Below are 21,602 nucleotides of genomic sequence, written 5' to 3' on the forward strand. Positions count from 1 at the left end.
GGACCCTACGCAGCCGGACCGACGGCCGATGCCTCCGATGGGGTGTGGACGTCACGGCCGGGAATCATCGCTCGGTGAGCTGGGTCACGCGTTGGGTACGGACGGCGTCGATGAGCAAGAAGATCAGCAGCGAGCCGCCGAAGACGGGCAGGAACACGCCGAGCACGATCGCGACGCCCGCCAGGGCGAGCAGCGCGCCGAAGCTGGCCCTAGCGGGCCGTTCCGGGCGGTCACCGGCGCGGGCTCGGGGCACGGTGGGCCGGCGCAGCCACCACATCCGGTAACCCCAGACGATCATGCAGATGAGGCCCAGCGCGAGCGCGGCCAGCGCGATCTGGCCCGGCACGCCGAACAGCAGGGCCATGTGGGCGTCGATGCCCCAGCGGGCCAGCTTGGCCATCAGCGGCCAGTCGGCGAACCGGAGCTGGTCGACGATCGCGCCGGTGGCCGGGTCCACGGCCACCGAGTCCTGCCGCACCGGCCAGCTCCGCTTGGCCTCCTGGACGACCCAGGCCTTGCCGGGCTTGGCGGTCGGCGTGATCTTGACCGGGTCGGCGAGGCCGTGCGCGCGGGCGGCCTGGTAGACCATCTGAGCGGTGCCGGCCAGGTCACCGGCCTGGGCTTGACCTGTGAGAGGCAGGGCGGTGTGGACGGTCGGTGTGCTCCAGCTCATCGCGGTGCGCAGCTCGTCGACGTTGTCGCCGGCGTACTTGGACCAGGTCATCCCCGTGGCGGACAGGAACAGCAGCCCGACCGCCGCCCACAGCCCCACCGCGGCGTGCCAGGACCGCAGCCGGACCCGGCCGCCGGCGCGGAACTCCGGGGCCAGGGTGCGCCGGATCCGGCGGGCGCGCCGGCGCCTGGCCACCCAGATGGCCAGCCCGCTGAGCACCAGCACCCACAGCCAACTGGCGGCCAGCTCGCTGTAGAACCGGCCGACCGCGCCGAGGTGCAGGTTGCGGTGCAGGTCGTCGAACCAGGCGCGCACCGGCAGCCACTCGCCGAAGGTGTCCAGGGTGCCGTGTGACCGGCCGGAGTACGGGTCGACGAACACCGTGTGCGTCCAGTCGTCCGGCAGCGCCGGGTCGGTGAAGACCACCCGCGTGGTGCCGTCCGGCGCGGCCGGCGGCCGGATCTCGGTCACCGTGCCGGGCGGCGCGGCGGCCAGCGCGGCGGACACCTGGGCCTGCAGCGGCAGCTGACGGGCGTCGGGCGGGACGTCCACCCGCAGCTGCTCGCGGTGCACCAGCGGCTCGAGCTGCGGCGTGATCGTGTACAACAGCCCGGTGACCGCCGTGACCAGCAGGAACGGGCCAACGAACAGCCCGACGTAGAAGTGCAGCCGCATCACCAGCGGCCGCAGCTCGCGCCACCACCAGCTCTGGGCGGGCCGGGTTTCGCGCGCGGCGGGTGGAGACAGCGTGATGTCCGACATGCGTGACTCCTAAATCATGGTGACGAACATGGCGGCCATCCCGAGGCTCATCGCCAGGTGGCACACCGCCTCGGAGCGCGGGGTCAGCGCCGCGAGCATCCGTTTCGCCGGCGCGTCGACCGGCCGGTGCCGCACCGCCCGGACGGCCCAGAACGCGGCCGCCACCACCAGCGCGCCGATGCAGGCCACCGTCAGCGCCACCGCCCACCACGGGACGGGGACCGGCGCGACGGGAGCCCCGCCGACCGCCGCCTCGGCCTGACCACCGTGCCCGGCATGACCGGCGTGCCCGCCGCCCGAACCCCCCGGTCCGGCGGCGCCACCCATCAGCACCGGCATCCCGGCCACCATCCAGATCATGGTCACCGACATGAGCAGGTGGAACTCGGCGGCCGGGCAGGCATGCCGGGCGGTCACCCCCTGCCGGCGGCTCACCAGCCGGGACAGGAAGTACCCGGCGAACACGGTGAACGCCACGATCTGTGTCACCTCGGCGGCCGGCCCGCCGTAGGCCCACACCATCGCGAGCATGGCCAGGCTCATCACCAGGTGCGACAGCTCGGCCACCTGGTCGCCGTAAAAACCATGGGCGTGCGCCAGCCCGGCCCGCAGCGCCGCCCACCGCAGCAGCGCGTAGCCACCCGTCGCGGCGTACAGCACGGTGAGCAGCGCGCTCAGCGGAACCGATGAGATCACGCGGTGCAAGTCAGCGCGGGGAGCCGGTGAGTTCCCTGTCACTCGTAAGGGTGACACCGTTCACATCGCGGACGGCGGTCCTGTCGTCCCGGGCCCATCGCGTCACCAGCGCGACCACCGCGACCAGCACCGGCAGCTCGCCGAGCGCCCAGGCCAGCACCGCCCCGAGCCGCTGGTCGGCGAGCGGATCGGGCACGAACGGCAGGTCCAACGACCCGTAGTACACGCCCGCGACCGGCACCGCCCGCCCCAGCAGCCACGCGGAGAACGCGGCGTGCAGGCCCATCACGGCGAACACCATGACGATCTGGCCGATCGGCGGCAGCGCGCGCCGCCCCGGCACCGACCCGCCGCGCCCGAGCACGCTCCAGAACAGCGCCAGGCCGGCCAGGAACACCGAGGAGTTCATCGCCAGGTGCGCCCAGTGCTCGCGCACGATCGCGTCGAACAGGCCGGTGGGGTAGAGGCCGAACAGCATGATCGCGGTGGCGGCCAGCGCGGCGACCGGGTTGGCGGCCAGCCGCGCGGCGGGGGTGTCCAGCAGCGCGGCCAGCCGCCGGCCGGTCGGATCCGCGCTCGCCCGCCGCGCCAGGGTCAGCCCGTGGCCGAGCACCAGCAGCGCCGGCGCCAGGCTGGCCAGCAGCATGTGCTGGACCATGTGCACGCTGAACACCGCCGGCCCGTAGTTGCCCAGGCCCGACGAGGTGGCCACCAGCAGCACCGCGCAGCCGGCCAGCCACGCCGCCGTGTACCTGGCCGGCCACCGCTCGCCGGCCAGCCGCCGCAGCCGCCGCACGCCGAGCAGGTAGACCACGGCGGCCAGCCCGGCCAGCGAGCCGAGCACCAGGTCGAGCCGCCAGCGCACCGTCAGGTCCAGCGCGGTCATGGTGGCCGGCAGGTCGTGCCCGAGCATGTAGATGTGCCGGCTGGGCTGGTAGCCGAGCTCGGCCGGCGGGATGATCCGGGTCATCGCGGTGTCCAGGCACGCCGCGATGACCAGCAGCGCCACCTCCAGGGCCGCCAGCCGCCGCGCCCCTGCCCGCGCCCGGAGTATCACCACCCCTGTCAGCGCCGCCAGCACCGCCGCCGAGGCCAGCACCAGCCGCCCGTACCCGCTGCCGACCAGCTCGGCCGGCCCGACCGGTCCCATCGCGTACGCCGTGGAGACGACCCCGGTGGCGGCCACGATCGGCAGCCACCAGCGCGCCAGCGCGGCATGCCGGCGCGCCACCGCCCGCCGCGCCCGACCGGTCAGCACGACCAGCGCGCCGCCCAGCCAGAGCAGCGCGGCCAGCAGGCGCAGGGCGAGCGCGTCGCCGGCGATGTCGTGCGAGCGCTGGGCGTTGGTGGCGGCGGTCAGCGCCACGCACAGCGGCCCGGCCAGCGCGAACAGCAGCAGCCCGACCGCGCCGCGCCAGCTCAGCACCCAGCCGGCCAGCCCGGCGACCAGCATCGCGACGGCGGCGTCGAGCAGCCACCCGGCGGCCGGCTGGATCTGGTCCAGGCCGACCAGCAGCGCCGGGCCGTTGACCAGCGCCTGGCCCGGGCCGATTCCGGTGTTCTCCAGCACGGTGAGCACCGCGACCGCCGCCGAGGCCAGCGCGTGCGCCAGCGACCACCACCGCGCGGCGCGCAGCCCCGCGTAGCCGGACGCGGACACCGGCGCGTCCCGGTCGGCCTCGCCGGGGGCCAGCGCGGCGGCCAGCAGCAGGCACCCTATGCAGGCCGCGCCGGTGCCCAGCGCCAGCACTCGGGCGAACGGCAACCCGACGTCCACCACCGGCCCCGGCTCGGGCAGCCCGAACCGCCCGGCCAGGCTCGGCGCCAGCGCGGCGACCAGGCCGCCGGTGAGCGCGGCCGCCAGGCTCAACCCGGCCAGACCGAGGACGAAGAACGCCCTCATCGGTTCGGACGGAAGGCGCGCAACCGCAGGCTGTGCGAGACCACGAACACCGAGGACAGCGACATCGCCGCGCCGGCCACCAGCGGGCTGAGCAGCCCGGTCATGGCCAGCGGCAGCGCCGCCACGTTGTAGCCGAACGCCCACCACAGGTTGCCCCGGATGGTGCGGTGGGTGCGCCTGGCCAGCTCCACCGCGTCCGGGACGACCAGCAGGTCCTCCCTGGCCAGCACGATGTCGGCGGCCTCGATCGCGGCGTCGGTGCCGGCCCCGATGGCCATGCCCAGGTCGGCGGCGGCCAGCGCGGCGGCGTCGTTCACCCCGTCGCCGACCACCGCCACCCGGTGGCCGTCGCGCTGCAGGCGCCGCACCACGTCGACCTTGTCGGCCGGCAGCGTCTCGGCCACCACGTCGTCGATGCCCACCTCGGCGGCCACGGCGGCGGCGGTGCCCGCGTTGTCGCCGGTGACCAGCATCGGGTGCAGCCCCAGCCCGCGCAGCGCCGCGACCGCCGCCGCGCTGGTGGTACGCACCGTGTCCGCGACCGCCAGCAGCCCGCGCGCGTGACCGTCCCACCCCACCAGCACCACGGTTGCCCCGGCCCGCTCCAGCTCGCCGCGCCCGGCCCGGAGCTCGTCCGGCACCGCCATGCCCAGCTCGGCCAGCAGCGGCTCCCGGCCGACCACCACCGCCCGGCCGTCGACCAGCCCGCGCGCGCCCAGGCCGGGCAGCGCCTCGAACTCGGTCACCGCCGGTACCGCGCCGGCCTCGGCCGTGATCGCGGCGGCGATGGGGTGCTCGGACGCCGCCTCCACGGCCCCGGCCATCGCGAGCAGCTCGGCGCTGGCCTGGCCGCTCGCGGGCCGGACGTCCACCAGCCGCATCCGGCCCTCGGTCAGCGTGCCGGTCTTGTCCAGCACCACGGTGTCCACCGCCCGGGTGGCCTCCAGCGCGGCCGGCCCCTTGATGAACACCCCCAGGCTCGCGCCCCGCCCGGTGCCGACCAGCACCGCCGTCGGGGTGGCCAGCCCGAGCGCGCACGGGCAGGCCACCACCAGCACCGCCACCGTCGCGGTCAGCGCCAGCCCGGCCGGCTGACCGGCGAGCAGCCACCCTGCCGCGGTCAGCGCCGCGAGCGCCAGCACGGCGGGGACGAACACCGCCGCGACCCGGTCCGCCAGCCGCTGCGCCGCCGCCTTGCCCTGCTGCGCGTCGCGCACCAGCCGCGCCATCCTGGCCAGCTGGGTGTCCGCGCCGACCCGGGTGGCCCGCAGCCGCAGCCACCCGCCGACGTTCACCGCCCCGCCGACGGCCTGGTCGCCGACGCCCACCTCGCGCGGCACCGGCTCGCCGGTCAGCGTGCTGACGTCCAGCGCGGAACGGCCCTCCACGACCACCGCGTCGGTGGCGATCTTCTCGCCGGGGCGGGCCAGGAACACGTCCCCGACCAGCAGCTCGGTCACCGGCACCCGCCGCGTCCCGTCCGCCCGCACCACCTCGACGTCCTTGGCGCCCAGGGTGAGCAGCGCGCGCATGGCGGCCCCCGCCGACCGCTTCGCCCTGGCCTCGAAGTACCGCCCGGCCAGCACGAACGTCGTGACGCCCGCCGCCACCTCCAGGTAGAGCGCGTGCCCGCCGCCGTTGACCACCGACAGCCCCTGTCCCAGCCCGGGCGCCGGCGTGCCCCCGGCCACCATGACCCACAGCGACCACGCCGAGGACGCCAGCACCCCTCCGGAGACCAGGGTGTCCATCGAGGACCGGCCGTGCCTTGCGCCGGCCAGTGCGACCCGGTGGAACGGCAGCGCGCACCAGCCGACCACCGGCGCGGCCAGCACCAGGCACACCCACTGCCAGCCGGGGAACCGCAGCTCGGGGAACAGCGACAGCGCCAGCGACAGGTCGCACAGCGGCACCGCCAGCACCGCCGCCACCGCCAGGCGCCTGCGCAGGTCGGTGACCCGGCGGGCCTGCTCGGAGTCGTCGTCACCGTCCGCGCCGGCCACGTCGTCCACCCGGCGCGCCTGGTAGCCGGCCCGCTGGACCTGCTCGACCAGCAGCCGAGGGTCCACGTCCGGGCCGCAGCTGACCTGGGCGCGCTCGGTCGCGTAGTTCACGCTGGCCGAGACGCCGTCGAGCTTGTTGAGCCGCCGCTCCACCCGCGCCGCGCACGCCGCGCAGGTCATGCCGCCGACCGAGATCTCGTACCGGGGCGCCGTCGCGGGCGCGTCCGGGTTGGCCGCCGTGGTCGTGGCCGTCACCTCCTAGGGGTCCGCCGGTCATGCAGCGCGGCCAGCGTCGCGTTGTAGGCGTCCAGCGCCCGTTGGTCGTCGTCGATATCGGCTTCTGTGGTGTCACCGAGGACGGCACGCCGGCGCGCGGACTCCAACCACCCGCCGAGCCCCTGCCGCTCGCCGCTGGCCCGGCCCCACTGCACGGCCACCAGGATCATCAGCAACATCATCAGCAGGTCGCCGCCGAACCACATGATCGCCCCGGCGGCCTGCTGGTCGCCCAGGGCCGTCGGCCCCCAACCCGGGTGGGTCGACGCGTACGCCGGTGCCAGCGGGCGCCCGGTCATCATCAGCGCCACCCCGGTCAGGGTGTCCGCGCCCATCCCGAGCAGGAGCACCACGAACCGCAGCAGGTACGCCAGCTCCCACGGCCCGCGCTCGGAGCCGACCAGCGGCAGGAAGTACAACCACCCGGTGACCAGGTACAGCGCCAGCTCGACCCCGCGCACCCAGCCGTTGGTCGCCGACACCTGCTGAAACCCGGTCAGGTGGGTGAGCACCACCACCGCCGTGTACGCCGCGAGCCCGACCATCGGCCCGGTGGCCCACCGCGCCGCCGGCCCGCCCAGCGCCCGCTCCACCCGCGCCCCGAACGGCGCCGAGCACAGCAGCTCCAGCGGCCGCGCCCACAGCACCAGCACCGGCACCACCATGATCAGCAGCAGGTGCTGGACCATGTGCACCCAGAACAGCACCTCGGCGTACCCCCCGACCGGGCCGTCCAGCGAGACCACCAGCACCGCCATCGCCAGCACCCAGCTCGCGGCCCGCCACCCCGTCCTCGACGCTCGCACCGCCAGCCACAGGTACCCGGCCGTCGCCACCAGCACACAGCCGGCCGCCACCGGCGAGGGCGCCCAGCTCGCGAGCACCTCTGTCCAGCTCGGTGCGCTGTGCCTCACGGCGGTGAACTCCAGTGAACGATCATCGTGCCGAGGGGGAGCTCTCGGTGGCCGGCGGGAGCCGTCCGGTCCTCAAGTCGAGCGGGCGTCCGCGTTGGTTCCCGGCTGTTCGGAAGGTCTCAGTGGACGGTCGGCTCAGGACCCGTGAGTGGTTAGCGTTGCTATGACAACGCTAACCACTCACGGGTGCGAGGGCGGGGGCCACGCGCGCGGACCCGATGCCCCGGTCGGGCTTGCCCAGCCGGAAGCGGACCCGGTCCTTGAGCACGGTGCCGGACTCGGCCTGGCCGTCGGTGAGCGGCTCGCCGGCGAACAGGGTGAACGTCCAGCGCTCGTTGCGCTCGCAGTCCGGCGGCCGCCGACCGCACTGCAGCACTCGCGCGCCCCAGACCGCCACTGTCCGTCACTGAACGCCGTCTCGAGGTAACCGCTCGTAATCGCCGGCAGCCCCGCCGCCGCGACCCACCCGGCCACCGACGGACACCGCGCCCACCCGGACTCCGCCAGCAACCCGACCTGCTCGGCCCTGAAGCTCTCGAACGACGCCACGAACCGTCAACGAGACGGCAGCAGCGGCGCAACCGGGCGTTCGCCGGCCACGCCGACGAGCGCGAGCACCGTCAGGAACGTGCTCTGCGGGCCGAGGTGGGCGTCCTTGGGGTCGAACCACTCCTTGTCGGTGAACGAGTGGGTGTTCCCCTCGCCGCCCCCGCCGCCCAGCCGCAGCGCCGGGATGCCCTTGCTGATCGGCAGGTTCGCGTCCGTGCTGGACGGGGTGTCCAGCGTGGTCTTCTGGCCGAGCGCGGTCGCGGCGGCGAACGAGGCCTGCACCATCGGCGAGTTCGGGTCCTGGTTGCCGGCCGGCCGGTCGCCGATCAGCTCGGTCTTCACGGTGACCTTCTTGTCGGCCGGCGCGTTCCAGCGCGCGTTCTCCTCGTCGGCGGCGACCTGCGCCATCGGCAGGAGTTGGTCCTCCAGCGCCTTGAGCGCGGCGGGGTCGTTGGAGCGCATGTCCACCTGCATGCTCGCGGTGCCGGCGATCGCGTTCACCGACGTCCCGCCCTCGACCACGCCGACGGTGAACGTGGTCTTGGGCTGGGCGGGGGTCCGGATCTCGGCGATGCGCGCGATCGCCCGCCCCATCGCGTGCAGCGAGCTGGGCCGGCCGAAGTCGCCGAAGCTGTGCCCGCCGGGGCCGGGGAAGGAGATCTTGTACCGGCGGCTGCCGGTGGCCTGGTAGGTGATCTGGTCCGGCGCGCCCGGCTCGATCGTGATGAACCCGTCGACCTGCTGGTTCTCCGCGAAGAAGCCCTTCACCCCGCGCAGGTCACCCAGCCCCTCCTCGCCGACGGTGCCGCCGAAGATCACGTCGCCCTGGGTCTGGATGCCGCTCTCGCGCAGCGCCCGCACCACCCCGAGCAGCGCGGCAAGGCCCCGGGCGTCGTCGGAGATGCCCGGCCCGTAGTACTTGCCGTCCTTCTGCTCCACCTTCACGTCCGTGCCCGGCGGGAACACCGTGTCCAGGTGCGCGGAGACGAACAGCGTCGGGCCGCCGCCGCTGCCCCGGCGCAGTCCGTACACGTTGCCCGTCTTGTCGCGGTGGACGTCCTCCAGCCCGAGCTCGGTCAGCCGGCGCAGGTAGTCCGCCGCCCGCTGGTCCTCGTGGAACGGTGGCGACGGGATCTCGCTCATCGTCACCTGCTCGGCGACCGTCGCCTGGTGGTCGCGCTCGATGAACTCCAACCCCTTGCGGACCGCCGGCAGCTCCTTGATCGCGCCGACGGCCTGGGTCACCGGCGCCGACGCCGCGTACGGGGGCGGGGCCGCCGGCGGGCTCGCGCCGCGCGTCTCGCCACCGCCGCAGCCGACCACCCCGAGCCCGACCACCCCCGCCACCGCCGTCAGCCTGGAGATGAAACCTGCACGAGCCATGGGCCGGCCTCCCGAACGTCGATGTTCCGGTCCCGCTGATCAAAACCCGAGTACGTTGACACCGCAACTTGCCGACCGAGGGGAGACGTATGGACGCGGCGGTGGTGACCGGCGGCGGCAGCGGGATCGGCAGGGCGACGGTGCTGCGGCTGCTGGCGGCGGGGCGCCCGGTGGTGCTGGCCGAGGTGAACGAGCGCAGCGCGGAGGAGACGCTGCGGCTGGCCGGGGACGCGCCGGTGGAGTGGGTGCGTACGGACGTGCGCAGCGAGGACGATGTGGCGGCCGCGCTGGAGTTCGCCCGCGAGCGGTTCGGGCGGCTGGGCTGCGTGGTGAACAACGCGGGCGTCGGCGGCGCGTTCGGACCGATCACCGAGCTGGACAGCGACGACTGGGACTACACGTTCCAGATCCTGGTGCGCGCGGTGTTCTACGGGCTCAAGCACGGCGCGCGGATCATGCGCGAACAGGGCGGCGGCGGCAGCGTGGTGAACGTCGCCTCGGTCGCGGCGTTCAGCAGCGGGCTGGGGCCGACGGCGTACTCCTCGGCCAAGGCCGCCGTGATCAACCTGACCAGGTGCGCGGCCGCCGAGCTGGCCCCGGACCGGATCCGGGTCAACGCCGTGTGCCCCGGCGCCATCCACACCCCGCTGCTGGTGGCCGACCGCACCGAAGGCGCCGAGGAACGGCTGGCCGGCATGCAGCCCTGGCCCGACCACGGCCGCCCGGACCACATCGCGGCCGCGATCGCGTTCCTGGCCGGCGAGGACGCCGGGTTCGTGACGGGGGAGTCGCTGGTGGTGGACGGCGGCATGATCGCGGCCGGCCCGGGCCCGCTGCTGGCCGAGAAGTTCGGCACCGACCCCCGGCTGCGCGGCCTGGTCGGGGTGAACCACGGCTCGACGGGCCGCGAGTCGGTGGTCCGCCGGCGGGTGTCAGACCAGGGGACGGCCGGTGCTGACGCGCCGGCGCAGGTCCCAGAGCACGGCGTTGAAGGGGAAGGCGCGCAGCACCGGGGGTGACAGCCGCACCAGCACGCCGATCGCGGACATCAGCCGCTCGAACCCGCGCTGGCGGCTGGGGTCCCAGTCGAAGCGCATCTCCTCACGGAACCGAGGCGGCAGGAACCCGGTGGTCACGAACCTGTTGAACCGCCCGAGCGCGAGCTGGACCGGCCGGGGCAGGTTGCGCATCGCCGTCAGGTCGGTGAGGTACCCGCGCACCGTGTCGTCAATGTGGATCTTGCCGAGCGCGTCGTCCCAGTACCGCTCGAACGCTTCCCGGTCGGCCGGCCAGGACTCGGCCGGGACCTGCAGGGTGGTGCCCAGCACGGCCGAGCGCCGGTAGATCTCCGCCGCGTCCCCGGGGTCGAGGCGCATGCCGAGCAGCCGGTAGACGTCCTCGAACCCCCGGTACAGGCAGGCCGCGACCCAGAGCTGCAGGTCGGGGTCGAACGCGTTGTACGAGACCGGGCTGTCCGCGTCCGAGCGCACCTGCACGTGCGACCGGTTCACCGCCCGCCGGTACAGCCCGCGCTCCTCGTCCGTGCCCATGGTGGCCACCGCGAGGTAGGCCAGCGTGGTGCGCAGCCGCTTGACCGGGTGCTTGAACACGTTCCCGCTGTCGACCTTGCTCTCCACCACGCCGTGGCCGACCGCCGGATGGCCGAGCTGCATGATCACGTTCGCGGTGCCGGCCAACAGCCCGGCGCCCAGCGCGATGCGACGAAGATCGGTGGACGGCGACGTCGACGCCCGCATGGCCAGCTCCCTCGGTGGACACCTCAGAAATCTGCACACACCCGTTCGCTGATATAGAAGCTTACGGTTGCTTGAGCTGTCAAGATGGCTTTATGAAGTCACCTCGCGCCTACGGCGGCGTGCAGGAGAACGAGCGGCGGGCCCGGCGCCGCGCTCGGCTGATCGAGGCGGGGTTGGACCTGCTCGCCTCCGAGCAGGGGGAGGCCGGGCTGACGGTGCGCAGCGTGTGTGCCCGCTCCGGGCTGGCCGCGCGCTACTTCTACGAGAGCTTCGCCGACCGGGGCGAGCTCGCGCTCACCGTGTACGACCAGGTCGTCGCGGAGATCGCCACCACCACGGCGGCCGCGGTCGCGGCAAGCCCAAGGGATGCCAGGGCCAGGACGCGGGCCGGGCTGGACAACATCGTGCGGGCCGTCGTGGACGATCCCCGGCGCGGGCGGCTGCTGTTCTCCACGGCGTTCCTGAGCGAGCCGTTGGCCAGGCGACGGTTGGAGTCGGCCCAGTTGTTCTGCGGGCTACTCGCCGGTCACACCAAGGACTTCTTCGGCATCCCGGGCGACACCCGGCTGGACCTCGCGACCCAGTTCCTGGTCGGCGGCCTGGCGCAGGCGCTCACCGCGTGGCTGCACGGCCACGTCGAGATCGACAGCGACGCGCTGGTGGACCATTGCACGGACATGTTCGTCGCGCTGATGTCGCGGGCGTTGCAGGACGGCGGTGGCTCAGCGGGCGTCTAGCTGCACGCGCAGCCGGTCACCGGCCTGCACGCGCGCGCGGTGGCCCCTGACCAGCGAGGTCGCCCGGCACACGTTCGCGAGGGTGTGCAGCCGGCGGTCGTCGGTCGGCCGGCTGCCCAGGGGCATGGCGGTGCCGTCCGGGCGCACGAGCAGGACGGAGATCCGCATACCGGAAACGTTCGGCACGATGACCAACGTACAGAGCGGGTGGCCCGTCCACCGCTGGGCGATAGCCAATCACCCGGATCGGGAACGGAGGTGTCACTGAATGGGACGCTTGCTCACTCGTTCGTGTATGGGGGCGTCCCAGTCGATGGCGTAGTCGTAGACCCACGCGGTGGAACCGGCGCCCGCCCTGGCCATCCGCCGGAACACCACCGGCAGCACCAGGTCGCGCACCACCCTGGCCACCGGGCCGACCGCCTTCTGGTCGCCGTTGCGCTTGCCCATGGCCACGATCCGCTCCACCCGGTCCCGGCGCAGCCGCTCGAACGCGGCGAAGGCGTCCTCCGGGTCCGGCGCGTCGCGCAGGCAGCGGGCCAGCTCGACCGCGTCCTCGCAGGCCATCGAGGCGCCCTGGCCCGCCGCCGGGGAGGTGGCGTGCGCCGCGTCGCCGATGATGACCATCCGGTCCCGGCGCCAGACCGGCGTGAGGGGGTAGTCGTAGGTCCCCCACGGCGACACGATCTCCTCGGTGGCCTCGATGATCTCGGTGGCCGGGGTGTCGTCCACCGAGAACAGGTCGAGCAGCTCGGCGCGGAAGGCCTCGGGTGAGAGCGCGGCCAGCTCACCGGGCGCGGGTTCCGCCGGCCTCGGCGGGTTCGCGAACCACCACAGCTGGCCGTTGGGGTTGCGGAAGTAGCAGAAGAAGCACCGCTTGCCGAAGTACATGTTCGCCACGCCCGCCTTGGCGTCCACCTGGACCCCGTCGGCGTACCCGGCGGTGTTGAGCAGCCCGGTGTAGCGGCCGGCCGGCGCGAGCGGGTCGATGACCGTGCGGACCCGTGAGCGCAGCCCGTCGGCCCCGACCAGCGCGTCGCCGTGGGCCCGCGAGCCGTCCTCGAAGTGGGCCAGCACGCCGGTCTCGGTGCGCTCGACGTGCACCAGCCGCTTGCCGTACTCCACCCGCACGCCGCGCCGGATGGCCTCGTCGCGCAGCTCGCGGTACAGATCGGCGCGCCGGATGGTCATGCCTACCCGGCCGTCCGCGCGCGCCGGCCCCAGCGGCAGCTCGCCCAGCCACCGCCCGGCGCCGTTGCGGAACACGGCGCTCGGGGTGGCGAAGGCGTGGCGGGCGGCCAGCTCGTCCAGGCCGAGCACGGCCAGCGCGTCCAGCCCGTTCACCGCGAACGTCAGGTAGGCGCCGACGCCGTCCGCGGTCCGGTCGTAGGCCTCGTACACCGTCGAGTCGATGCCCGCCCTGGCCAGCGCCATCGCCGTGACCGGCCCGGCGATCCCGCCGCCGATGATCAGGACTTCGTTCATTGAAGGCATGGAATGACTATACATAGCATGACTAGTTATTTGGCGGCGGCAAGTTTAAGGGCGGGGGCGGCGGAAGCGGACGCGGACCGTGATCGTGGCCGGGTCGAGGCCGAGCAGCTCGGCGATCAGGTCGGTGGCGGCGGGCTCGATCTCGTCGAGGGCGCCGGCGCGGGTGAGCGCTTCGATCTCCGGCACGTAGAGCACGAAGCCGCCGGACTCCGTCCAAGCCAGCACGTCGAAGGACCGCATCCGCCGATGATCCCTGCTCATCGGCCTCGGCGGGAGCTTGGTTCAGTGGTCGCCGTTGCGGCGTGAGCCGGAGTCGCGGTCGGACTGGGCCTCGGGCGCCTCGTTGGTCGACGTCCCGGACGGCTCCGAGCCCGAGGACCGCCGCCCGTCCCGGCCGGTGCCGGTGCCGGTGCCGTTGGGGTCGCTCGTGCCGCCGGAGGTTCCGGTGCCGGTGCCGTTCGGGGCGAAGCCGTCGGGCGGCGGCGGCTCGGTGGACGGGAACAGCGGGGTCGACGGCGGCGGTGGCGGCGGGGCGCCCGCGGCGAACCCGTCGTACTGCCCGGTCACCGCCGGCGGCGTGCCGATCGCCTTGAAGGAGCCGAACGAGCCGCCGGACCGCGACTTGGACACGTCCGACATGAACGACTTCCAGATCGAGCCCGGCATCATGTTGCCGTAGATCGGGGCGCCCTTCGAGTTCTTGATCGGGGAGTTCTGGTCGGTGCCGATCCAGACCGCGGTGGCCGCCCTCGGGGTGAAGCCGGCGATCCAGGCGTCGTTGTTCTGCCCCTCGAACCGGGACTGCACGGTGCCGGTCTTGGCGGCCGCGCTCTGGCCGGTGGTCAGGCCCAGCTTGTCGTAGGTGGGCACCCCGAGCATGCCCTCGACGAGGTTGCGGGCCACCTGCTCGCTGAACCGCTGCTCGCCCGGGCTGACCTCCTTGTACAGCACCCGGCCGTCGGACGTCTCGACCTTGGTGACCAGGTGCGGCTGGTGGTACACGCCGCCGCCCGCGATGGTGGCGTACGCCGAGGCCAGCTCGAACGGGGTGACCTCCTTGTTGCCCAGCGCGATGCCGATGTTGACGTCCTTGAGCGGGGTGGTGATGCCGGCCTGGCGCGCGGCGTCCGCCACCTTCTGCGGGCCGACCTTTCCCGCCAGGTCGTAGTAGACGACGTTGTTCGAGATCGTCATCGCCTGCTTGAGGTCGCACACCGAGCAGGACGCGCCTTCGGAGTTGCGCAGCCCGGGCCGGGGCTCGCCCTTGAACGTGGTGCCCAGCCCGATCGGGTCCGGCTGCTGCAGCGCGGCGAGCAGCACGAACGGCTTGAAGGTGGACCCCGGCTGCTTGTGCACCTTGGCGTAGTCCAGGCCGATGCCGTTGTCGCCGCCGTAGTAGGCCAGCACCTCGCCGGTGTCCGGGTCGATCGAGACCAGCGCGCCGCGCAGGTTCCCCGGCTGCCCGGCCAGCCCCTTCTGGACCGCGTCGACCGCGTGCTGCTGCAGCTCCGGCTTGATCGTCGTGGTGATCCTCAGGCCCTCCTGGTTGAACTCCTGCTCGCTGATGCCGCGCTGTTCGAGCTCGTCGCGGATGGCGCCCAGGATCAGGCCTCGGGAGTCGGTGGGCACGCCCGCCGGCGCCTTCGGGGGCGGCACCGTGACCGGGAAACGGGCCGCCGCGCGCTGCTCGGGGGTGATCCAGCCCTGCGCGGCCATGCCGTCCATCACGAACGTCCACCGCTGCTGGGCGCGCTGCAGGTTCACCGCCGGGTCCCACCTGGACGGCGACTGGATCACCCCGGCGAGCAGCGCGCCCTCGGACGGGCTGAGCTCCTTCACGTCCTTGCCGAAGTACGCCTGGCTGGCGGCCTGGATGCCGTACGCCCGGCGCCCGAAGAAGATCGCGTTGAGGTAGTCGCCGAGGATGTCCTCCTTCTTGCTCTGCTGCGAGATCTTGACCGCGATGATCATCTCTTTGTACTTGCGCCAGAGCGAGTGCTCGTCGCCGACCAGGGTCTTCTTCACGAACTGCTGGGTGATGGTGGACCCGCCGCCCACGCCGCCGGTGAGCTGGCGCCACGCGGCCCTGGCCAGGCCGATCGGATCGAACCCCGGGTTGGAGAAGAAGCTGCGGTCCTCCGCCGAGAGCACCGCGTACTGGACGTGCTTGGGAACCTCGTCGATGTTCACCTTGGTCCGGTTGAGGACGCCCTCAGGGATGATCTTGGTGAGCTCGTTGCCGTCCGCGTAGCTGATCGTCGCGACCTGCTTGTTGGCCGCGTCGTCCGGGGTCGGGATGTCGAAGAACATGAAGCCGAAGCCGAGCGCCAGCGTGGGCAGCACCACGAACAGCCCGAGCGCGGCGAGCCCGACCAGCCGGATCCGGTACCAGATCAGCTGCTTGCGGGTGTACTTGCCGAGCTTGGTGCGGCGGCGGTGCTTGTAGCGGGCGAACCACTCGCTCACGAGCTCGGGCAGCGCGGTCAGGCTGGCCGGGTCGAACCGGGGCCGGTCCCTGCGGTCGCGCCGCGATTTCTGGGTGCCCTCCTCGGGCTGGCCGGCCATCCGGGCCCGGCCCTCCGCGATCAGCCGCGCGGCCGTGGCGTTCGCGGGCGTCTCCAGCGGGTTGTCCGGTGTCTTCTCGGCGGCCTGCGTTTTCTCGGCGGCCTGGGTCTTGGTCGCCTGGGTCTTGCTCGCCGGGCGGTCCGCCGAGGGGGTGGCGACGGTGGGGTCGGCCGTGCCGGGCCGGCGGGGGATGCCGGTGGTCCGCTGGGGCAGGCCGAGCGACCGTTGGGGCAGGCCCTGTGTGCGGTCGGGGCCGCCGCCGTTCGGGCGGCCGCGCTCGACCGGCGGCCGGGCGGGGGGCTTGGCGGGCGACCTGGGTGGCTGGACCGCCCCGGTGCCGATGGTCGGGCCCTCGATGCGGCGGCGGTCGGCGGGGCCGGGTTCGCGGGCCGGCGCGCCGTTCGGGCGTGCCTGCGGTCCTCCGGGCGGGGTCGCCGGCGCTCGGCGGGCCGGTGGGCGGCCGTTGGGCGGCTGGCCCGTTGACCGTTCCGGCGGTGTCGCGGGCGGCTTCCTGGGCGCGGCGGGGCTGGTGAACGGCGCGATCCGCTTGCCGGGCGGGGACGCCTGCGACTCCTCGTTCGGACGATCTTTCGATTGCTCGTTTGAACCCGAGGCCTGTGCGGGTACATGGGGGCCATCCGGCTGGCCCGGCACGCGCTGTCGTCCGGAAGGCCGAGACGGCCCGGACGGCCCCACGTACGCTCCAGACACCGAGGGCCTCCCACCTCATGCTTCGTCAGCGTTAGCGACCAGCCACTGGGCTCGGCTGTGGCGCAAGGTCCGCAGGACCAACGGCGCGCCACGCCGGGTTGATGCGGCGCCGAGGGCAAACTCACCCGTTCGGCCGCCGGGTCCGATCACCCGTTGTGGATCCGTGAGCGCCCGTTGCCACTCACGGTAAGGACTGCCAGGTACCTCTGTTGCCTCACCTCCTGCCGCCGGACGGATCGCACTGACCGCCGCCGGAGGGTCGAGTTGTGAATAGCCCTCTAGCGCTCGATCATCGCGAACGGTCCAGACTGAGTTGGAAGGGGTGTGCCCATGCGTGCTCGCTCGGTTCCGGTGGTGCTGGGGGCGCTCGGTGTGGCCGGTGTGGCGGGTGTTTACCGTCCCTGGGTCCGGCGCTGGCCATACTCCGTGGTCGGGGCGATGAGCAGCGCGTTGGCGTCCGAACTGCCCGAGCTCATGATCGGCGTGCACGCGGCGGCCGCCGCCGGGGCGCTGCGCTCGCGCGGGGTGTCCAGGGCCGCCGGGCTGGCCCTCAACGGCGCCGCGCTGGCCGGGCTCGCCGGGCTGGCCGGGGACGCTCGGCGCTCGGCGCACGTCCTCGGGGACGCGCTGCGCGAGCTGGGGGTGACGCTGCCCTCCGAGCTGTCGGGGCGGAGGCCGGTCGGGGTGCTCCCGGCGCCGCTGGCCAGGCGGCGCTACCGGCGGGTGGCCGACGTCAGCTACAGCGAGCACGGGCGGTTCGGCACGCTCGACGTCTGGCACCGCGCCGACCTGCCGGTGGGCGGGCGTGCCCCGGTGCTGGTGCAGGTGCACGGCGGCGGCTGGACCATGGGCGACAAGCTCGGCCAGGCCGAACCGCTGCTCGGCTACCTGGCCGAGCGCGGCTGGGTGTGCGTCACGGTGAACTACCGGCTGGCCCCGGCGCAGCGGTGGCCGGCGATGATCGTGGACGTCAAGCGGGCCATCGCCTGGGTGCGCGAGCACATCTCCGGGCACGGCGGCGACCCCGACTTCGTGGCCATCACCGGCGGCTCGGCCGGCGCCCACCTGGCCGCCCTGGCCGCGCTCACCCCGAACGACCCCGCTTTCCAGCCCGGGTTCACCGAGGTGGACACCTCGCTGGCGGCCGCCGTGCCGATGTACGGCGTGCACGACTTCACCAGGGGCCGGCAGGGGCTCTGGGCGCTGCTGGAGGGCAAGGTCATCGGCACCACGTTCGCCACCGACGGCGACACCTGGCGGCGGGCCTCACCGGCGCTGCGGGTGGGTCCGCAGGCGCCGCCGTTCCTGGTCGTGCACGGGACGACCGACACGATCGTCGACATCGCGCAGTCCCGCCGGCTGGTGGCGGCGCTGCGCGACGCGTCGGTGCCGGTGGGCTTCGCCGAGCTGCCGCACGCCCAGCACGGGTTCGACGCGCTGGCCAGCGCCCGCACCGCGCACACGGTGGCCGCCGTGCACCGTTTCCTCACCGCCGTGCACCAGCGCGAGGTGCCGGCCGGAGCAGGGCAAACCGGACGGAAGCGGGTGGCGGCGGGTAGATAGCATCGGGGGATACATTCCTCGGCGCCCGTCGCCGTCTCTTCTAAGGAGCCCGTCGTGTCCGGTCCCGCATCCCGTCCCGTGCCTGCCCCCGTCCGGGTGCCGGCCGGCACGACCGCCGCCTCGGCGGTACGGGAGGCGGGCCTGCCGACTACCGGGCCGTCCGCCGTCGTGGTGGTCCGCGACCCCGAGGGCGCCCTGCGCGACCTGGCCTGGGTGCCGGACGCCGACGTCTCGGTGGAGCCGGTCGGGGCGGACACCTCGGACGGCCGTTCGGTGATCAGGCACTCGGCCGCGCACGTGCTGGCCCAGGCCGTCCAGCAGCTGCACCCGGAGGCCAAGCTGGGCATCGGCCCGCCCATCACCGACGGCTTCTACTACGACTTCGACGTGCCCACCCCGTTCACCCCGGAGGACCTGGGCAAGCTCGAGTCGGCCATGAAGAAGATCATCAAGTCCGGGCAGCGGTTCTCCCGGCGCCGGTTCGACTCGCTGGACCAGGCTCGCAAGGAGCTGGCCGACGAGCCGTACAAGCTGGAGCTGATCGACCTCAAGGGCGGCGTCTCCGGTGACAGCGAGGTCATGGAGGTCGACGCCTCCGGCGAGCTGACCAGCTACGACAACATCCACGCGCACACCGGCGAGGTGGTCTGGTCGGACCTGTGCCGCGGCCCGCACGTGCCGACCACCAGGTTCATCCCGGCGTTCAAGCTGATGCGCTCGGCCGCCGCGTACTGGCGGGGCAGCGAGAAGAACCCGCAGCTGCAGCGCATCTACGGCACCGCCTGGGAGTCCGCCGAGGCGCTGGACGCGCACCTGGAGCGCCTCGCCGAGGCCGAGCGCCGCGACCACCGCCGCCTGGGCACCGAGCTGGACCTGTTCTCATTCCCGGACGAGATCGGCTCCGGGCTGCCGGTGTTCCACCCCAAGGGCGGCATCATCCGCAAGGAGCTGGAGGACTACTCGCGGACCCGGCACACCGAGGCCGGCTACGAGTTCGTCAACACCCCGCACGCCACCAAGGGCCAGCTGTTCGAGCTCTCCGGGCACCTGGACTGGTACTCCGACGGCATGTACCCGCCCATGCACCTGGACGCCGAGTACGGGGCCGGCGGCGAGGTCCGCAAGCCAGGGGTGGACTACTACCTCAAGCCGATGAACTGCCCCATGCACAACCTGATCTACCGCTCCCGTGGGCGGTCGTACCGGGAGCTGCCGCTGCGGCTGTTCGAGTTCGGCACCGTCTACCGCTACGAGAAGTCGGGCGTGGTGCACGGCCTGATGCGCGCGCGCGGCTTCACCCAGGACGACGCGCACATCTACTGCACCCGCGACCAGATGCAGGACGAGATCCGGTCCCTGCTCACGTTCGTGCTCGACCTGCTCCGCGACTACGGCCTGGACGACTTCTACCTGGAGCTGTCCACCCGCGACCCGGAGAAGTCGATCGGCACCGACGAGGAGTGGGAGGAGGCGACCTCCGCGCTGCGCGAGGTGGCCGAGAGCAGCGGCCTGGAGCTGGTGCTCGACCCGGGCGGCGCGGCGTTCTACGCGCCGAAGATCTCGGTGCAGGCCCGCGACGCGATCGGGCGCTACCACCAGCTGTCCACCATCCAGGTCGACCTGATGCTGCCGCAGCGCTTCGACATGGAGTACACCGCCGCCGACGGCACCCGGCAGCGCCCGGTGATGATCCACCGCGCGCTGTTCGGCTCCATCGAGCGGTTCTTCGGCATCCTCACCGAGCACTACGCCGGCGCCTTCCCGGCCTGGCTGGCCCCCGTGCAGGTGGTCGGGATCCCGGTCACCGACGAGCAGGCCGAGTACGTCTCGCGGATCGCCAAGGCGTTGCGTTCGCACGGCGTGCGCGTCGAGGTGGACGCCGGCGACGACCGGATGCAGAAGAAGATCCGTACCCACACCATGCAGAAGGTGCCGTTCCTGCTGCTCGCGGGCGGGCGGGACGTTTCCTCCGATGCCGTCAGCTTCCGGTTCCGGGATGGTTCGCAGCTCAACGGGGTGCCTTGGGAAGGTGCGGTGGACGCGATCGTGGCCTGGATCGGGCGCCGCGAGAACGCCTCGCCGAGTGAGCAGACCTTCGAGGTAGGAAAGCGGTGACGGCGGCGGCGGATCCCGTGGACCCGGTTGACCCTGTGGACCCGACCGAGCTGGTCGGTCAGGACGGGGCCGCCGTGGCCGACGGGTTCCGCCGTCTCTGGACGCCGCATCGGCTGGCCTACATCAAGGAGGCCGCCGCGAGCAGCGCCGAGGAGGGCTGTCCGTTCTGCCGGATCCCTACCTTGTCCGACGAGGATGGCCTGGTTGTTGCGCGTGGTCAGGTGGTGTACGCCGTGCTCAACCTCCACCCGTACAACCCGGGACATCTGATGGTCGTTCCGTACCGGCATGTCGCCGAGCTGGAGGATCTGACCGGGGAGGAGTCCGGCGAGCTGATGGACTTCACGCAGCGGGCGGTGCGCGCCATGAAGAAGGTGGCCGCTCCGCACGCGTTCAACGTCGGGTTGAATTTGGGTGCGGTGGCGGGCGGGTCGCTGGCTGAGCATTTGCATCAGCACGTGGTACCCCGGTGGGGTGGGGACGCTAACTTCATAGCGGTGGTCGGGCAGACGAAGGTGATCCCGCAGTTGTTGTCCGAGACGCGGGAGCTGCTGGTGGGAGCCTGGCCGAGTGCCTGACGCGCTACTTCGTGATCGTGCGTGCCGTCATTTGTTTCGTTCGAAAATCGCTGGCGCGATTTCCGACGACCTGAGTTTGTAGGTTGCTTGGTGCCGTCCCCCGGTGGCGGCTGGGCGCGTTGGGTGGGGTTGGTCCCGTCTGTAGGCGGGACCGCGGCCGGATGATCACGCTGGGTCTGGATTCCCTGGGCACTCAGGTCTTGGTCGCGGTGGTCGTTCCGGAATTGTCGGTGCCTGCCGCTAGCGTCTTGGGTATGGCAAATGGGCAGGTCACGGTGGGGTTGGCGGAGCTTTCGCCCGGCCCCGAGTTGGCTGCTGCCCTGGATGGGATCGATCTGTCCACAGTGTCGAACGGTGAGATCATCGCGGTGTTGCAGGCGCGTTCACGGCAGCGCGCCCATGATGACGCGCGGTTCCTCGCGGTGGTCGCTGAGGTGGGCCGCCGCGACCCTTTCGCCGCCCTGGACGAGGTGGGGCGGTTGGGTGAGCCGGCGAGGTATGGGGCGGACGAAACCCGCTTGGCGTTGGCCTGGACGCGGCGGGCGGCGGAGGCCGAACACGACTTCGCCGAAGTACTGACCACCCAACTGCCGGCGGTGTGGACCGCGCTGGACACCGGAGAGATCGACCGGCCCAAAGCCCGCGCCTTCACCGACCACCTCGCAGGCCTACCCGCCGGGGAGATCGAACGCATCTGCCGCGCGCTGCTCCCGAAAGCCGGCGGGCTGACCACAGGGCAGTTACGGGCGCGGCTGGCGCGCATGGTCATCGCCGCAGACCCCGACCGCGCCCGCGACCAGTACGAGAAAGCCATCACCGACCGATCCGTGGTCGGCTATTTGAACCCGGACGGCACCGCCGTGATCACCGCCGACGGCCTACCACCCGACGAAGCCGCCGCCGCCTGCGAGCGCATCGACCGG

The 21,602-nt window shown here is 72.9% G+C and carries 17 protein-coding genes and 1 pseudogene; 6 read left to right on the forward strand and 12 right to left on the reverse strand.

All coding sequences use genetic code 11. From position 1 onward, the window contains the following. Positions 1 to 64: 64 nt before the first annotated feature. From N912_RS55085 to N912_RS55110, 7 genes are all read right to left on the reverse strand, one after another. Positions 65 to 1,435 carry a PepSY-associated TM helix domain-containing protein gene (locus N912_RS55085; RefSeq protein ID WP_051580877.1) on the reverse strand — a complete coding sequence of 457 codons (1,371 nt, stop codon included), beginning with the start codon at positions 1,433 to 1,435 and terminating at the stop codon, positions 65 to 67. 9 nt (positions 1,436 to 1,444) lie between these two features. Then, positions 1,445 to 2,131 carry a DUF5134 domain-containing protein gene (locus N912_RS63810; protein ID WP_028924986.1) on the reverse strand — a complete coding sequence of 229 codons (687 nt, stop codon included), beginning with the start codon at positions 2,129 to 2,131 and terminating at the stop codon, positions 1,445 to 1,447. Positions 2,132 to 2,141: 10 nt separating this feature from the next. Next, complete coding sequence (locus tag N912_RS55090) at positions 2,142 to 4,034, reverse strand: cytochrome c oxidase assembly protein (RefSeq protein ID WP_051580878.1); 1,893 nt, start codon at positions 4,032 to 4,034, stop codon at positions 2,142 to 2,144. After that, positions 4,031 to 6,292, reverse strand: coding sequence for a heavy metal translocating P-type ATPase (locus N912_RS55095; RefSeq protein WP_051580879.1), 2,262 nt, complete (start codon positions 6,290 to 6,292; stop codon positions 4,031 to 4,033). The genes N912_RS55090 and N912_RS55095 overlap by 4 nt, the downstream gene beginning before the upstream one ends. Beyond that, positions 6,289 to 7,227: a cytochrome c oxidase assembly protein gene (locus N912_RS55100; RefSeq protein WP_169747960.1), complete on the reverse strand. Its 939-nt coding sequence runs from the start codon at positions 7,225 to 7,227 to the stop codon at positions 6,289 to 6,291. The genes N912_RS55095 and N912_RS55100 overlap by 4 nt, the downstream gene beginning before the upstream one ends. Before the next feature lie 172 nt (positions 7,228 to 7,399). Then, the gene (locus N912_RS55105) at positions 7,400 to 7,624 is read right to left on the reverse strand and encodes a hypothetical protein (protein WP_028924987.1); all 225 of its coding nucleotides are present in this window, start codon (positions 7,622 to 7,624) and stop codon (positions 7,400 to 7,402) included. Between the two features lie 158 nt (positions 7,625 to 7,782). Further along, on the reverse strand, positions 7,783 to 9,159 hold the full coding sequence (locus tag N912_RS55110; protein WP_084211267.1) for a M20/M25/M40 family metallo-hydrolase: 1,377 nt from the start codon (positions 9,157 to 9,159) through the stop codon (positions 7,783 to 7,785). 89 nt (positions 9,160 to 9,248) lie between these two features. On the opposite strand from N912_RS55110, the gene N912_RS55115 reads away from it, so the two are divergent. Continuing rightward, on the forward strand, positions 9,249 to 10,178 hold the full coding sequence (locus tag N912_RS55115) for an SDR family NAD(P)-dependent oxidoreductase (RefSeq protein ID WP_064745388.1): 930 nt from the start codon (positions 9,249 to 9,251) through the stop codon (positions 10,176 to 10,178). Here the strand turns inward: N912_RS55115 and N912_RS0127960 are convergent. Beyond that, positions 10,092 to 10,916, reverse strand: a complete 825-nt coding sequence (locus N912_RS0127960) for an oxygenase MpaB family protein (RefSeq protein WP_028924988.1) — start codon at positions 10,914 to 10,916, stop codon at positions 10,092 to 10,094. The two genes, N912_RS55115 and N912_RS0127960, sit on opposite strands and share 87 nt — an antisense overlap. Positions 10,917 to 11,008: 92 nt before the next feature. On the opposite strand from N912_RS0127960, the gene N912_RS0127965 reads away from it, so the two are divergent. Further along, the gene (locus tag N912_RS0127965) at positions 11,009 to 11,653 is read left to right on the forward strand and encodes a TetR/AcrR family transcriptional regulator (RefSeq protein ID WP_028924989.1); all 645 of its coding nucleotides are present in this window, start codon (positions 11,009 to 11,011) and stop codon (positions 11,651 to 11,653) included. On the opposite strand, the gene N912_RS0127970 is transcribed toward N912_RS0127965, so the two are convergent. The 4 genes from N912_RS0127970 to N912_RS55120 form a co-directional block, all read right to left on the reverse strand. Continuing rightward, a complete protein-coding gene (locus tag N912_RS0127970; protein ID WP_028924990.1) occupies positions 11,639 to 11,821 on the reverse strand; it encodes a hypothetical protein in 183 nt (60 codons plus the stop codon). The two genes, N912_RS0127965 and N912_RS0127970, sit on opposite strands and share 15 nt — an antisense overlap. 93 nt (positions 11,822 to 11,914) lie before the next feature. Further along, entirely contained in the window at positions 11,915 to 13,147 is a 1,233-nt protein-coding gene (locus tag N912_RS0127975) for an FAD-dependent oxidoreductase (RefSeq protein WP_425415322.1), read from the reverse strand. A 45-nt stretch (positions 13,148 to 13,192) separates the two neighbouring features. Then, positions 13,193 to 13,387, reverse strand: coding sequence for a hypothetical protein (locus tag N912_RS0127980; protein ID WP_051580881.1), 195 nt, complete (start codon positions 13,385 to 13,387; stop codon positions 13,193 to 13,195). A gap of 42 nt (positions 13,388 to 13,429) precedes the next feature. Then, complete coding sequence (locus tag N912_RS55120; protein ID WP_051580882.1) at positions 13,430 to 16,366, reverse strand: transglycosylase domain-containing protein; 2,937 nt, start codon at positions 16,364 to 16,366, stop codon at positions 13,430 to 13,432. Positions 16,367 to 16,861: 495 nt separating this feature from the next. On the opposite strand from N912_RS55120, the gene N912_RS55125 reads away from it, so the two are divergent. The 4 genes and pseudogenes from N912_RS55125 to N912_RS0128005 form a co-directional block, all read left to right on the forward strand. After that, a complete protein-coding gene (locus N912_RS55125) occupies positions 16,862 to 17,986 on the forward strand; it encodes an alpha/beta hydrolase (RefSeq protein WP_156994079.1) in 1,125 nt (374 codons plus the stop codon). A gap of 54 nt (positions 17,987 to 18,040) precedes the next feature. Beyond that, positions 18,041 to 20,101 carry a threonine--tRNA ligase gene (gene thrS, locus N912_RS0127995; RefSeq protein WP_028924993.1) on the forward strand — a complete coding sequence of 687 codons (2,061 nt, stop codon included), beginning with the start codon at positions 18,041 to 18,043 and terminating at the stop codon, positions 20,099 to 20,101. A 35-nt stretch (positions 20,102 to 20,136) separates the two neighbouring features. Next, entirely contained in the window at positions 20,137 to 20,679 is a 543-nt protein-coding gene (locus N912_RS0128000; protein ID WP_028924994.1) for an HIT family protein, read from the forward strand. 161 nt (positions 20,680 to 20,840) lie between these two features. Further along, positions 20,841 to 21,602: pseudogene (locus N912_RS0128005) on the forward strand (DUF222 domain-containing protein); the annotation flags it as partial.

It is taken from the genome of Actinospineispora acaciae DSM 45401, assembly GCF_000620785.1.
GTDB classification, from domain to species: Bacteria; Actinomycetota; Actinomycetes; order Mycobacteriales; family Pseudonocardiaceae; genus Pseudonocardia; species Pseudonocardia acaciae.

Coding starts and splice junctions, on each gene's coding strand:
- N912_RS55085 (WP_051580877.1), bottom strand. CDS start 1,435: ATGTCGGACATCACGCTGTCTCCACCCGCCGCGCGCGAAACCCGGCCC.
- N912_RS55090 (WP_051580878.1), bottom strand. CDS start 4,034: ATGAGGGCGTTCTTCGTCCTCGGTCTGGCCGGGTTGAGCCTGGCGGCC.
- N912_RS55110 (WP_084211267.1), bottom strand. CDS start 9,159: ATGGCTCGTGCAGGTTTCATCTCCAGGCTGACGGCGGTGGCGGGGGTG.
- N912_RS55115 (WP_064745388.1), top strand. CDS start 9,249: ATGGACGCGGCGGTGGTGACCGGCGGCGGCAGCGGGATCGGCAGGGCG.
- N912_RS0127960 (WP_028924988.1), bottom strand. CDS start 10,916: ATGCGGGCGTCGACGTCGCCGTCCACCGATCTTCGTCGCATCGCGCTG.
- N912_RS0127965 (WP_028924989.1), top strand. CDS start 11,009: ATGAAGTCACCTCGCGCCTACGGCGGCGTGCAGGAGAACGAGCGGCGG.
- N912_RS0127970 (WP_028924990.1), bottom strand. CDS start 11,821: ATGCGGATCTCCGTCCTGCTCGTGCGCCCGGACGGCACCGCCATGCCC.
- N912_RS0127975 (WP_425415322.1), bottom strand. CDS start 13,147: ATGCCTTCAATGAACGAAGTCCTGATCATCGGCGGCGGGATCGCCGGG.
- N912_RS0127980 (WP_051580881.1), bottom strand. CDS start 13,387: ATGCGGTCCTTCGACGTGCTGGCTTGGACGGAGTCCGGCGGCTTCGTG.
- N912_RS55125 (WP_156994079.1), top strand. CDS start 16,862: ATGAGCAGCGCGTTGGCGTCCGAACTGCCCGAGCTCATGATCGGCGTG.